The organism is Streptomyces sp. NPDC028298 (assembly GCF_055565895.1).
On sequence record NZ_JBVHTL010000010.1, the window covers coordinates 95,547 to 108,395 of the forward strand.

Below are 12,849 nucleotides of genomic sequence, written 5' to 3' on the forward strand. Positions count from 1 at the left end.
GGCTACGCTGTCGCCCCTATGAGCACGCGCCAGACGAACGGGACGGAATCCAGCCCTCCGTTGCTGCGTCTGCACCTTTTCGACGGCTTCCGGGCTTCACGTGACAGCGGCCCCGAGCCCGCCGAACGCTGGCCGCGGCCCGGCGCCCGCACCCTGGTGAAACTGCTCGCCGTCGTCCCCGGCCACCGGCTCCACCGCGGCCAGGCCATGGACATCTGCTGGCCCGACGCCGACCCGCAGGCCGCCGCGGGCAGCCTGCGCGTCGCCCTGCACGCCGCACGCCACGCCCTCGAACCCGAACTGGCCAAGCGCGCCGCCTCCTCGTACCTGATCTCCGACGGCACGCTGCTCCACCTCGACCCGGCCACGGTGTGGATCGACGCCGACGACGCCGAGACGGCGGCCAGGTCCGCCCTCGCCGACGGCGGCGTGGACGAACTGACCGACGCGCTGGGCCGGTTCACCGGTGAGATCCTGCCGGAGGACCGCTACGCGAGCTGGGCCGCGGAACGCCGCGAGCAACTCGCCCTGCTGCGTGAGCAGTTGCTCCTCCGGCTCGCCGAAGCGCACCTGGAGCGGGGCGCCGCCGCCGAAGCGGCGGCCGTGGCCGAACAGGTCCTCGCACAGAGCCCGGCCGAGGAACTGGCGCACCGCGTGCTCATCGACGCCCTGCTCCGCCAGGGGCTGCGCCGCCAGGCCGTACGCCAGTACCACGCGTGCCACGAGGTGCTCTCGGCGGAACTGGGCGTACGGCCCGGGCCGGAGACGGAGCGGCTGCACCGGGCCGCCCTGGCCGCGGCACCCGCCCCCGTCCCCACCGCCCCGCCGCTCCCCGCCCTGCTGCGGGCCACCCGCAGCGCACCGCCGCTGCGGGGCCGGGACACCGTGCTCGCACGGCTCCTCGCGACGGACGGGCCGCCCGTCACCCTGCTCACCGGCGAGGCGGGAGTCGGCAAGACCCGCCTGGTGAGCGAGGTCGCCCGGCGTGCCGCCGCGGAGGGCACGGCCGTGCTGTGGGGCGGCGGCCAGGACGCCGAGGGGCACACGCCGTACGGGGTGTTCGCGGAGGCGCTGGAGGGCTGGCTCGCCGGGCACGGCGCCGCCGAGCGGGCCCGGGTCGGGTCCGAGTACCCCGAGCTGGCCTCGTTCCTCCCCTCGCTCGGGCAGGTGGGAACCTCCGGCGAGCGCAGCCCGGAGGAGGAACGGGACCGGCTGTTCCGGGGCATCACGGCACTGCTGGGCGACCTCGCCGCCGCCCGTCCCGTACTGGTCGTCCTCGACGATCTGCACGCCGCCGACACGGGCTCGTACCGCCTGCTCGGCCATCTGGCCCGGCGGGCCGTGGAGCGGGACACCGCCCTGCGATTCCTCGCGACCTACCGCGAGGAGGAGCTGCCCGACGGCGACGCGCGCCGCTCGGCCGTGGCCTCCCTCCTGCGCCGACGTCACGGCGTACGCGAGGAGCTGAGCCGCCTCGACAAGGAGGCCTGCCTGGCGGTCGTCCGCGACGCGGCCGCGGACCCCTCGCACGAGGAACGGGTCCACCGGGTGTGGGAACTCTCCCTCGGCAACCCGCTGTTCGCCCTCGAACTCGCCCACGGCCTGGCCGACGGGGACGGCGGAGGCCTCGCCCCCGAAGGGGTACGGGGGCTGGTGGCCGACCGGCTCGTACGGCTCGACGCCGACGCCCGCCGCGTCGTCGAGGCGCTCGCCGTCGCCGGCGGCGACACCGCGCTGTCCGAACTCCTGGACGTCGCCGAACACGGACTGCACCCCCCGGTCGCCGGGGCCGCGGCGGCCGACGCCCTGGAACAGGCCATCGCCGCCTCGCTCGTCGAGGAACGGCCCGTCGTGGTGGCCGGGCGGTCCGAGGAAGGCGTGGCCTTCCGGCATCCGCTGGTCCGGCTCACCTGCTACGAACAGCTCGCGGCGGTCCGCCGCCGGCAACTGCACGCCGCGTTCGCGCAGGCGGTCAGACGGCGGCGTCCCGACGCCGTCGACACCCTGGCCTCCCACTTCGCCCGCGCCGACGACCCGCGGGCGGCCGAGTACCTGCGCCGGGCCGCGGAGCGGGCCGCGGCCCTGTACGCGAACGACACCGCCGACCGCTATTACCGCGACCTGGTGGCCCGGCTCGACGTCGACGCGGCCCGCGCCCGGCTCGCCCACGCCCATGTCCTGCGGCGGATGGGCCACTTCGAGCAGGCGGCCGACGCCCTGCGGCTCTCGCTCGCGGAGTTCGAGCGGCGCGAGGACTGTGACGAGGCCGTCCTCGCCTCGGCGCTGCTCGCCGAGACCCTGGCCAGGACGAGCGCACCGGCGGCCGCCCGCCGCACCCTGCGGGAACATCCGGTGACCGCGGACACCGGTCCGGAACCGGCAGCCAGTCACTTCCTCGCCCTGTCCGTGGTCCGCTGCGTCCAGGGGCGGTACACCGCCGGGCACGAGGCCGCCCGGCAGGCCCTGACCTCGGCGCGGAACGTACCGGGAGCGTCCGGCCAGCGGCTGCTGGCCCGCGCCTTCGCGATGCAGGCCGCCAACCTCGGGCTCGCAGGCCGCTTCGACCAGGCACGCGAGGCGGGCGACCAGGCGCTGGCACCGGCCGAGGCCTACGGCGATCCGACCCTGCTCGGCTCGGTCCTGTCGATGCTGCGCGAGAACGCGCGGCGGGCGGGCAGGCTGCGGGAGGCGGTCGACATCGGAACCCGCGCGCTCGGCCTCGCCGAACAGTCGGGTGATCCCACCGCCGCCGCGTTCGAGCGCGGGAACCTCGCGGAGCTGCGGCTGCTGCTGGAGGAGCCGGGGCCTGCCCTCGCCCTCGCGGAACAGGCGGTCACGGGCGCGGAGGCGTACGACGCCTGGTGCCTTCCGTACGCGCTCGCGACGCTGGCCCGCGTACGGGTCTTCACGGGCGCGGCGGAAGCGGCCGTGCCCCTCCTGGACCGCGCGGAGGCGGTCGCCGCCGAGCTCGGGGACCGGCAGGCGGAGCACGAGGTGCGCACGGCGCGCGCCGAACTCGCCCTGCGCACCGGCCACCCGGACCGGGCGCTGCGCGCCCTGGACGGTCACACCGACGACGCGCCGGTGCTGGTGGCCTGGGCGGAGCTCCTGTCGGGACGGGCCGAGGCCGCGCTGCGGCTCGCGCGCGCCGAGGCGGCCCGGGCCGAACGGACCGGGGAACGCCTCACCGAGGTGGAGGCGCGCATCGTCCTCGGCGCCTCGCTGTCGCGGCTCGCCCCGACGCGGGAGGGCGCGAGGGAGCTGACGCGGGCGGAGTCGCTGGCCCAGGCACTTCCCTATCCGGCCGGGACCCGTCGGCTGACCCGCGCCCGGGCCCTGCTGCGGGAGCTCTGAACCCGGTCTCCTCTTGCGTCGTTCGCGGGCGTCAGAGGGCCCGGGCCGGCCAGTCCAGCAGCCGTGCGCCGATGACCGCGGTCTGGAGCATGTAGCGGTGGGCCGGGTCGGCGGGGTTGGCGCCGGTGAGCTTGTGGATGCGCTCCAGACGGTAGGTCAGGGCGCGCACGCTCAGGCTCAGGCGGCGGGCGGCCTCGGCCGCGACGCAGCCGCAGTCGAAGTACGCGGTGAGGGTGTCCAGGAGCGGCTGGGCGCCGCCGCGGCTCGTCGTGAGCGGTCCGAGGGTGTCGAGGACGAGGTCGGCCATGGCCTGGCGATCCCGGGTCAGGACCGGGTAGACCAGGAGGTCGGCGGCCCGCAGGACCGGATCCTCGAGGCCCAGGCGTTCCCCCAGTTCGAGGGCGTTGAGCGCTTCCTCATAGGAATGGACGACGCCACCGGGGCCGGGCTGGGGACGGCCGATGGCGACGCGCCCTCCCTCTGTGGCGGCGTAGGCCTGCTTGGCGAAGTAGCCGAGGACGTCGTCCTGATGGCCGGGCGCGACGCACAGCAAGCGCCCGTCCTTGGTGGTGATCAGGACGTCGCGGTCGCCGAACCGGCCGATGAGCGCCCGTTCGACCTGCCGCAGCACCGGGTCGCTCTCGTCGTACGCGGCCGGGCCCTGGGCGACGGCGACCGCGTGGGCGTGCGAGAGGCGCAGCCCGAAGCGTTCGGCGCGTTCCGCGAGGCGGCCCAGGTCGCTGCGGCCGTAGAGAAGGTCGTCGATGAACTCGCGGCGCGCGGCCTCCTCCTGACGTACGGCATGGCGCTGGGCGCGCTCGTAGCCCTCCGCGAACGCGTCTATCGCCTGCTGCACGGCGCCCAGAGCGGCGTCGGTGGAACCGGGTGAGGCGGGCCAGGCCGAACGCGCGGCGGTCAGGTGGTCGCTGACGAGGGTGCGCAGCCCGTGTCCGGCTTCCGCCGCCTGCTCACCCAGGGCGCGCCGGGACTCGATCTCCTCGCGCGTGAGGCGCCGGCCGGTGGCCGAGACCGCGGCCAGGATCTCGGCGTAGCCGTGCAGATGGTCCACCGGATGCTCGCGGTCGGTCACGTCGTCCCCCGAATCTTGACGCGCCGGTGACGGTTTCTTGACGGCCCACCGGCATGCAGACCCTAATGAACGCTGCCGGGAATCGGCAATGCGGGTGCGCGTCCCGGCCGTGCACCATGACGTGCGGGGAGCACTGCGAAGGTTCTGGTGCCGGACACCGGCAGGTGGTGCCCGGCCCGGAACCGGGAGGGGAGCAGCGCCCCGGGGTGTGTCCGGTCCGCTCACGGACCGCGCAGGCATCGGCGGCCAACGCACCGGTGAACCGCTCACGCGAGTCTCGGGAATGGTTGATAAGGCCCGACCCTGCCGGGAACCGGCAATCTCCTGGTGCTGCCGCGGTTCGGCGCCGCCGGGGTCAGCCGCACTCGGCAGGCCCGGCCCCCCGGTTCACAGGCCGGCTATCGCGTTCCAGCGCTTGGCGAACGCGGTGCGTTCGCCGGCGGTGATGTCGCGGGCGATCGCGAGGCGCTTGCGCATGGTCGCGTCCGGGAAGATCAGCGGGTCCTCGGCGAGGGCCGCGGTGTCCTTGTCCTTGGAGGAGGCGAGGACGTCCTGGGCGGCGGGGACCGGACAGACGTAGTTGACCCAGGCCGCCAGCTCGGCGGCGACCTCCGGCTGGTAGTAGTAGTCGACGAGCTTCTCCGCGTTGGCCTTGTGCCGGGCCAGGTTGGGGATCATCAGCGACTCGGCCCACAGTTCGGCGCCCTCCTCGGGGACGACGAAGCGGATGTCGGGGTTGTCGGCCTGGAGCTGGATCACGTCGCCCGAGTAGGCCTGGCAGGCGAGGACGTCCCCGCTCGCGAGGTCCTTGATGTAGTCGTTGCCGGTGAAGCGGCGGATCTGCCCGCGGCGCACCTGCTTCTCGACCCGGTCGCACACCCGGTGGAAGTCGTCGGCCCGCCACTGGGTGATGTCGACGCCGTCGGCCTGCATGAGCAGCGCGAACGCCTCGTCCAGGCCGGAGAGCAGGGTGACCCGGCCCTTGAGGTCGTCGGCCCACAGGTCGGACACGTGCCTGATCTCGCGGCCGAGCTTGCGGCGGTTGTACGCGATTCCGGTGATCCCGGACTGCCACGGCACCGAGGACTTGCGGCCGGGGTCGAAGGCGGGCGAACGCAGCAGCGGGTCCAGGTACTTGGCGACGTTCGGCTGCCGGGACCGGTCCATCTCCTGGACCCAGCCGAGCCGGACGAAACGGGCGCACATCCAGTCGCTGATGACGATCAGGTCGCGCCCGGTCCGCTGGTGGTTCATCAGGGACGGGCTGATCTTGCCGAAGAACTCGTCGTTGTCGTTGATCTCCTCGACGTAGTCGACGGCGATCCCGGTGCGCTTCTCGAAGGCCTCCAGCGTCGGCCGCCGGGTCGTGTCCTCGTCGTCGGTGTCGATGTACAGCGGCCAGTTCGCCCAGGTCAGCCGCTTGTCCGAGGCGGAGAGGTCGGCTCCGGACCGGTCGCCGGGTGCCACGTAGGCGGCCGGTACGCCGCATCCCGCGAGGGCTCCGAGGGCGGCACCGCCGCCCAGGGCGCGCAGCAGGGACCGGCGGGACGGGGGCGAGGTCTTCCGATTCACGGGCACGCGCGCAGCATGCCGAACCCGGCTCCTTCCGGACAATGGACGCTGCGTCGATCAGTCGCCCGCCGACCCGACACCCTGTCGATCCGTTTCCGGGCGGCGTTTCGAGGACTCCGGACGCGTGACCGGCGGCCGGCCCCGGCCCGGCTCACGGCCCGGGACGTTCGCGGGCGGGGCGCACGGCGGGAACGTGACCCGTACCGACAGGCCGCCCTGCGGACGGGGCCACGCCTCCACCGTGCCGCGGTGGGCGGTGGCGACGGCCGTGACGATGGACAGGCCGAGGCCCAGCCCCTCACGGGGGCGGCCCTGCCCGTGCGGGCGGGTCCGGGGCCGTGCGCGGGTCCGTTCCGTGCCGAGCCGCCGGAACGGCTGGAAGAGTCCGGCCACCTGGTCGCGCGGGATCACCGGGCCGGTGTTGTCGATCCGCAGGACCGGGAGCCCCGCCTCCGTCCCGGTCCACACACGGACCCACCTCTCACCGGCCCCGCCCGCGTTGTGCCGTACGGCGTTGTCCGCGAGGTTGACCACCAGGCGCTCGATCAACTGGGGATCGCCCAGCACGGGAGCCGAGCCGAGGTCGGCCCGTACGGTCGGCGCACCGGCCTCGGACCCGGCGTCCGGCAGCAGTTCCCGTACCGTCTCGGCGAGGTCGAGGAACTCCCTGCGCTGCAGACCGCGTTGGCTGCGGGCGAGGGTCAACAGGGCGTCGATGAGCCGCTCCTGTTCCTGCCCGGCGACCCGGACGCGCAGGCACGCGGCCCGCAGGGTCTCCACCGACGCGCCGGGGTCGGCGAGCGCGACGTCCACGATCGCCTGCTGGAGCGTGAGAGGCGTGCGCAGTTCGTGCGAGGCGTTGGCGACGAACTGCTTCTGCGCCTCGAACGCGCCCTCCAGCCGCCCCAGTACGTCGTCGAAGGTGTCCGCCATCGCCTTGAGTTCGTCCTCGGGTCCCGGCACGGCCAGCCGCTGGCGGAGGTTGTCCGCGGAGATCCGCCGGGCGGCGGCGGTCATCGTGCGCAGCGGGGCGAGGACCCGGCCGGCCATGATCCAGCCCAGGGCCACGGAGGCGAAGGTCATCACGGCGAGCGCGACACCCGCCTCGACGAGCAGTTGGTGCAGTTGGTCGGCGCGCAGGGCCTCGGCGTACGTCGTGAGCGCCGGCGGGTCGGGCGTGGTGAGGGCCTGGCCCGCGGGCAGCCCGGGTTCGATGGACGAGACGACGCCTGCGGAGGGCTGGGACCGTGACACCAGGAAGTAGGTGAAGCCGAGCAGGGCCGCGCCCGCCGCCACGAACAGCGCGCTGTAGAGCAGGGTCAGCCGCCACCGGATACTGCGCGGCACCATTGGCCGGGGCACCCCGGCGGGCCCCGGCCGCCGGAGACCCCGGGGGCTCCACCGCCGGCTCCCACCCGTGTTCGTCATGCGATGCGGTATCCCGCCCGGTCCACCGTCGCGATGAGCGGCGGCTCCCCCAGTTTGCGGCGCAGCCGGCTCACCGTGACCTTCACGGTCTGGCTGAAGGGGTCGGCCGCCTCGTCCCAGGCCCGCTCCAGCAGTTCCTCGGTGGAGACCACGGCACCCTGCGCGGCCAGCAGGAGTTCGAGCACGGCGAACTCCTTCGGGCTGAGGGCGAGGCCCGAACCGCTCCGGGTCGCCTGCCGCCGTGCCGGGTCGAGCCGCAGTTCGCCGCGGACCAGGACGGGAGGCAGGGCCGGTTGCGCCCGGCGCGCCAATGCCCTTATCCGCGCGACGAGTTCGGCGAACGCGAACGGCTTGGAGAGATAGTCGTCGGCTCCGAGGCCGAGTCCCGTGACCCGGTCGGCCACCGTGCCGGACGCTGTGAGCATCAGCACCCTCGCGCGGCTGCCGCCCGCGGCCAGCGTCCGGCACACCTGGTCGCCGTGGACGCCGGGCAGGTCGCGGTCGAGCACCACGACGTCGTACCCGTTGACGGTGGCGCGCTCCAGCGCCGTGGGCCCGTCCAGCGCGAGATCGACCGCCATTCCCTCGCGGCGCAGCCCGGCGGCCACGGTCTCGGCGAGCTCTTCATGGTCCTCGACCACCAGCACACGCATGGCGGTCAGTGTGACGCGCCGCTGGTTACACGGGGATAAGGGCCCGTTGACAGGGTCCCCCGTCGCGGGAGCCCGGCCGGGCCTGTCGCGGTGCCGTAAGGAAGACCGTTCCCGTGCCGTAACCGCCCCCCGGCTTGGCTGGAGCGCAGCACGGCACCGGACGTCCCGCCCCGACCCGCCGGACCACGGCGCGTGACGGCACGGCGGTGCGTCACCGTGCGCCATCGCGTCCGAACCGGCGGCACCGCCGCCCGCCCCATGGAGGAAAGCCCATGCGTGCACCGGCCACCCGGCCCCAACGACTCGCCCTGGCCTGCGCCTTGATCTCGGCCGCCACGCTGGGGACCGTCAGCGCCTCGGCGGCGACGGCCGCCTCGGCGTCCGACCGGACCACCGTGACCGCCGCGACGACGGGGACCGCCGGCGCGCCCCTGCTCACGCGGCACGGCGGGACCGGGGTACCCCCCAAGGGCGGACTGCCGTCCGGCGGAGCCCTGCCGGCCATCGCCTACCGTCCGACCTCGCACGCTCCCGGTGACGTGAACACGGCCGACGACGCGTTCGCGGCCTGCATGCGCGACCGCGGCCAGAAGTACTTCCCGGCCTTCCACGCCTCGAAGGACGGGCGGGGCCGGATCCGGTTCGACGTGCGGATGAGGGCGGGCAAGGGGTTCGACCCGGCCTCGAAGAGCTACCGGACCGCGCAGAAGGCGTGCGCGCCGATCCTGAGGAAGGCCGGCGTCACCTTCTCGACCGGGTCCGGGCTGCCGCCGGTGACCGTGCCCGGCAGGCCCGGCAAGGGGTCGGGAGGCGGCGTCGGCGAGCTGCCCGGCTTCCACACGGAGAAGGGTGAGCCGGGCGCGCCCGACGGGCCCTCGCTCTCCGGCGTGACCGAGAGCGCCTGAGCCGGCGCCCAGGGGGAAAGGCGTGGCCCCGGCCGGGATCGACTCCCGGCCGGGGCCACGCTCACACCTGGGTGCGGTCAGCCGTCCAGCGACGTCATCACGTGCTTGATGCGCGTGTAGTCCTCGAAGCCGTAGCCCGACAGGTCCTTGCCGTAGCCGGACTTCTTGAAGCCGCCGTGCGGCATCTCGGCGACCAGCGGGATGTGGGTGTTGATCCACACGCAGCCGAAGTCGAGGGACTTGGACAGGCGCATCGCGCGGCCGTGGTCCTTCGTCCAGACCGAGGAGGCGAGCGCGTAGTCGACGCCGTTGGCCCACTCGATCGCCTGGGTCTCGTCCGAGAAGGACTGGACGGTGATGACCGGGCCGAAGACCTCGTTCTGGATGATCTCGTCGTCCTGCTTCAGGCCGGAGACGACGGTCGGGGCGTAGAAGTAGCCCTTGTCGCCGACCTGCTGGCCGCCCGCCTCGACCTTGGCGTGCGCGGGCAGCCGCTCGATGAACCCGGCGACCTGCTTGAGCTGGTTGGGGTTGTTCAGCGGGCCGTAGAGCACGTCCTCGTCGTCCGGCTGACCGGTCTTCGTCTCGGCGGCGGCCTTGGCGAGCGCGGCGACGAACTCGTCGTGGATGGAGTCCTGGACGAGGACGCGGGTGGCGGCCGTGCAGTCCTGGCCGGCGTTGAAGAAGCCCGCGACCGAGATGTCCTCGACGGCCTTGGGGATGTCGGTGTCCTCGAAGACGACGACCGGGGCCTTGCCGCCCAGCTCCAGGTGGACGCGCTTGACGTCCTTGGACGCCGACTCGGCGACCGAGATGCCCGCGCGGACGGAGCCGGTGATGGACGCCATGGCCGGGGTCGGGTGCTCGACCATCGCGCGGCCGGTGTCGCGGTCGCCGCAGATGACGTTGAAGACGCCCTTGGGCAGGATGCCGCCGAGGATGTCGGCGATCAGGACGGTGGAGGCCGGGGTGGTGTCCGAGGGCTTGAGGACGACCGTGTTGCCCGCCGCGAGCGCCGGGGCGAACTTCCACACCGCCATCATCATCGGGTAGTTCCACGGCGCGACCTGGGCGCAGACGCCGACCGGCTCACGGCGGACGATCGAGGTCATGCCCTCCATGTACTCGCCGGCCGAGCGGCCTTCGAGCATGCGGGCGGCCCCCGCGAAGAAGCGGATCTGGTCGATCATCGGCGGGATTTCCTCGGACCGGGTCAGACCGATCGGCTTGCCGGTGTTCTCCACCTCGGCCGCGATCAGCTCCTCGGCCCGCTCCTCGAACGCGTCCGCGATCTTCAGGAGGGCCTTCTGACGCTCGGAGGGGGTCTTGTCCCGCCACTCCGGGAAGGCCGCGGCGGCGGCCGCCATCGCGGCGTCCACGTCCGCCTGGCCGGAGAGCGGCGCGGTCGCGTACGCCTCGCCGGTCGCGGGGTTGACCACCTCCGTGGTCCGTCCATCGGCGGCATCGCGGAACTCTCCGTCGATGTAATTGCGCAGACGACGCAGCTCGGTGCTCACTGCCCGGCCCTCCTGTCGGATGTACAACGGCCCAGGTGTCCACTACCTGAGATGCCTGGACCCCACCCTAATCCGTGACTCCACGTTTTCAACACCCCCGAACGGCCCAGAGCTGCGAAATCCGCAAGACACGTACCCGTAAACAACGAATTTCATCGCCTGAACCTTGCGGAACTGTCGATACGTCGTGCACAGTGGGGTCGTGGTCAGTCGAAGCGCGGAACCAAGGGACTCCCGCGAGTCCAGGAACGGCAGTCCCCAGTTGGACACCGTCTCCCTCGCCATCATCGAGCAGCTCCAACAGGACGGACGCCGCCCGTACGCCGCGATCGGCAAGGCCGTGGGCCTCTCCGAGGCCGCCGTGCGGCAGCGGGTCCAGAAGCTGCTCGACCAGGGCGTCATGCAGATCGTCGCCGTCACGGACCCGCTCACCGTGGGATTCCGCCGGCAGGCGATGGTCGGCGTCACGGTCGAGGGCGACCTCGACCCGGTGGCGGAAGCGCTGGCTGCCATGTCGGAAGTCGAGTACGTGGTGATGACCGCGGGCTCGTTCGACATCCTCGCCGAGATCGTCTGCGAGGACGACGACCACCTGCTGGACGTCATCAACAAACGCATCCGGGCCCTGCCCGGGGTGCGCTCCACCGAGAGCTTCGTCTACCTCAAGCTCAAGAAGCAGACCTACATGTGGGGAACCCGATAACCGTGAGCACCAAGGACCTCAGCAAGACCGCGTACGACCACTTGTGGATGCACTTCACCCGCATGTCCTCGTACGAGAACGCGCCCGTTCCCACGATCGTCCGTGGTGAGGGCACCTACATCTACGACGACAAGGGCAAGCGCTACCTCGACGGTCTCGCGGGCCTGTTCGTGGTCCAGGCCGGCCACGGCCGCCGGGAGCTGGCCGAGGTGGCCGCCAAGCAGGCCGCCGAGCTGGCCTTCTTCCCCATCTGGTCCTACGCCCACCCCAAGGCCGTGGAGCTCGCCGAGCGCCTCGCGCACCACGCGCCGGGCGACCTGAACAAGGTCTTCTTCACCACGGGTGGCGGCGAGGCCGTCGAGACCGCGTGGAAGCTGGCCAAGCAGTACCACAAGCTCACCGGCAACCACACGAAGTACAAGGTCATCTCGCGCGCGGTCGCCTACCACGGCACCCCGCAGGGCGCCCTGTCGATCACCGGCCTGCCGGCCCTGAAGGCCCCCTTCGAGCCGCTCGTCCCGGGCGCGCACAAGGTGCCGAACACCAACATCTACCGCGCCCCGATCCACGGCGACGACCCGGAGGCCTTCGGCCGCTGGGCCGCCGACCAGATCGAGCAGGAGATCCTCTTCGAGGGCGCGGACACCGTCGCCGCCGTCTTCCTGGAGCCGGTGCAGAACGCCGGCGGCTGCTTCCCGCCGCCGCCCGGCTACTTCCAGCGCGTGCGCGAGATCTGCGACAAGTACGACGTGCTGCTCGTCTCGGACGAGGTCATCTGCGCCTTCGGCCGTCTGGGCACCTACTTCGCCTGTGACAAGTTCGGCTACATCCCGGACATCATCACCTGCGCCAAGGGCATGACCTCGGGCTACTCCCCGATCGGCGCCGCGATCGTCTCGGACCGCATCGCCGAGCCGTTCTACAAGGGCGACAACACCTTCCTGCACGGCTACACCTTCGGCGGCCACCCGGTCTCCGCGGCCGTGGGCCTCGCCAACCTCGACCTGTTCGAGCGTGAGGGCCTCAACCAGCACGTGCTGGACAACGAGGCGAACTTCCTGAAGACCCTCCAGAAGCTGCACGACCTGCCGATCGTCGGCGACGTCCGCGGCAACGGCTTCTTCTACGGCATCGAGCTCGTGAAGGACAAGGCCACCAAGGAGACCTTCACGGACGAGGAGTCGGAGCGCGTGCTCTACGGCTTCGTCTCCAAGAAGCTCTTCGAGTACGGCCTCTACTGCCGTGCCGACGACCGCGGCGACCCGGTCATCCAGCTCTCGCCGCCGCTGATCTCCGACCAGTCGACCTTCGACGAGATCGAGGGGATCGTCCGCCAGGTGCTGACGGAGGCGTGGACCAAGCTCTGATCGCGAGCCCCGCCGATCCCCGGCCGTGAACCCGGCCCCGCCGACTTCCCCACGGCGGGCCCGGGTCTTCCGTCCGACTGATCAACACCGGCCCCGGTGCCGCCCGTTCGAGTGAGAATGGGCGGCCCGGGGCCGCGTGCTGTCCGGCCTCCCCGCCCCGACTCCTTAGCGTGCCCTGTGACCGATCGGCCCTGCCTTCGTTCCCCCGTCCGGGGGACCGAGCGACCTCGAAGAGGTCGCCGGGCACGGCACATCAGCTC

At 72.7% G+C, this 12,849-nt stretch carries 9 protein-coding genes; 4 read left to right on the forward strand and 5 right to left on the reverse strand.

Features of this window, described 5'->3' with window-relative positions; all coding sequences use genetic code 11:
• Positions 1 to 18 precede the first annotated feature (18 nt).
• A complete protein-coding gene (locus ACZ4TO_RS35080; protein ID WP_468026320.1) occupies positions 19 to 3,354 on the forward strand; it encodes an ATP-binding protein in 3,336 nt (1,111 codons plus the stop codon).
• A 31-nt stretch (positions 3,355 to 3,385) separates the two neighbouring features.
• Here the strand turns inward: ACZ4TO_RS35080 and ACZ4TO_RS35085 are convergent, their stop codons facing one another.
• The 4 genes from ACZ4TO_RS35085 to ACZ4TO_RS35100 form a co-directional block, all read right to left on the reverse strand.
• Positions 3,386 to 4,444 (reverse strand): PucR family transcriptional regulator, encoded by a 1,059-nt coding sequence (locus ACZ4TO_RS35085; protein WP_468026321.1) that lies wholly within the window; start codon positions 4,442 to 4,444, stop codon positions 3,386 to 3,388.
• Between the two features lie 387 nt (positions 4,445 to 4,831).
• Positions 4,832 to 6,022: an ABC transporter substrate-binding protein gene (locus tag ACZ4TO_RS35090; RefSeq protein WP_468026322.1), complete on the reverse strand. Its 1,191-nt coding sequence runs from the start codon at positions 6,020 to 6,022 to the stop codon at positions 4,832 to 4,834.
• A gap of 51 nt (positions 6,023 to 6,073) precedes the next feature.
• Entirely contained in the window at positions 6,074 to 7,366 is a 1,293-nt protein-coding gene (locus ACZ4TO_RS35095; RefSeq protein ID WP_468026323.1) for a sensor histidine kinase, read from the reverse strand.
• A gap of 74 nt (positions 7,367 to 7,440) precedes the next feature.
• Positions 7,441 to 8,097, reverse strand: coding sequence for a response regulator transcription factor (locus tag ACZ4TO_RS35100; RefSeq protein WP_382790667.1), 657 nt, complete (start codon positions 8,095 to 8,097; stop codon positions 7,441 to 7,443).
• Between the two features lie 272 nt (positions 8,098 to 8,369).
• Between ACZ4TO_RS35100 and ACZ4TO_RS35105 the strand changes: the two genes are divergently transcribed.
• Positions 8,370 to 9,002: a hypothetical protein gene (locus tag ACZ4TO_RS35105; RefSeq protein ID WP_468026324.1), complete on the forward strand. Its 633-nt coding sequence runs from the start codon at positions 8,370 to 8,372 to the stop codon at positions 9,000 to 9,002.
• Between the two features lie 77 nt (positions 9,003 to 9,079).
• Here ACZ4TO_RS35105 and ACZ4TO_RS35110 read toward each other — a convergent pair whose 3' ends face one another.
• Positions 9,080 to 10,519 (reverse strand): gamma-aminobutyraldehyde dehydrogenase, encoded by a 1,440-nt coding sequence (locus ACZ4TO_RS35110; RefSeq protein WP_382790673.1) that lies wholly within the window; start codon positions 10,517 to 10,519, stop codon positions 9,080 to 9,082.
• Positions 10,520 to 10,706: 187 nt separating this feature from the next.
• On the opposite strand from ACZ4TO_RS35110, the gene ACZ4TO_RS35115 reads away from it, so the two are divergent.
• Together ACZ4TO_RS35115 and ACZ4TO_RS35120 are read left to right on the forward strand one after the other, a co-directional pair.
• Positions 10,707 to 11,222, forward strand: coding sequence for an Lrp/AsnC family transcriptional regulator (locus ACZ4TO_RS35115; RefSeq protein WP_339131888.1), 516 nt, complete (start codon positions 10,707 to 10,709; stop codon positions 11,220 to 11,222).
• Entirely contained in the window at positions 11,207 to 12,589 is a 1,383-nt protein-coding gene (locus ACZ4TO_RS35120; RefSeq protein WP_382790676.1) for an aspartate aminotransferase family protein, read from the forward strand. Before ACZ4TO_RS35115 ends, ACZ4TO_RS35120 begins: the two co-directional genes overlap by 16 nt.
• Positions 12,590 to 12,849 lie beyond the last annotated feature (260 nt).

What these genes read in the sequence shown, in the direction of transcription:
- ACZ4TO_RS35080 (WP_468026320.1), top strand. Translation starts at nt 19, where the DNA reads ATGAGCACGCGCCAGACGAACGGGACGGAATCCAGCCCTCCGTTGCTG.
- ACZ4TO_RS35105 (WP_468026324.1), top strand. Translation starts at nt 8,370, where the DNA reads ATGCGTGCACCGGCCACCCGGCCCCAACGACTCGCCCTGGCCTGCGCC.
- ACZ4TO_RS35100 (WP_382790667.1), bottom strand. Translation starts at nt 8,097, where the DNA reads ATGCGTGTGCTGGTGGTCGAGGACCATGAAGAGCTCGCCGAGACCGTG.
- ACZ4TO_RS35095 (WP_468026323.1), bottom strand. Translation starts at nt 7,366, where the DNA reads ATGGTGCCGCGCAGTATCCGGTGGCGGCTGACCCTGCTCTACAGCGCG.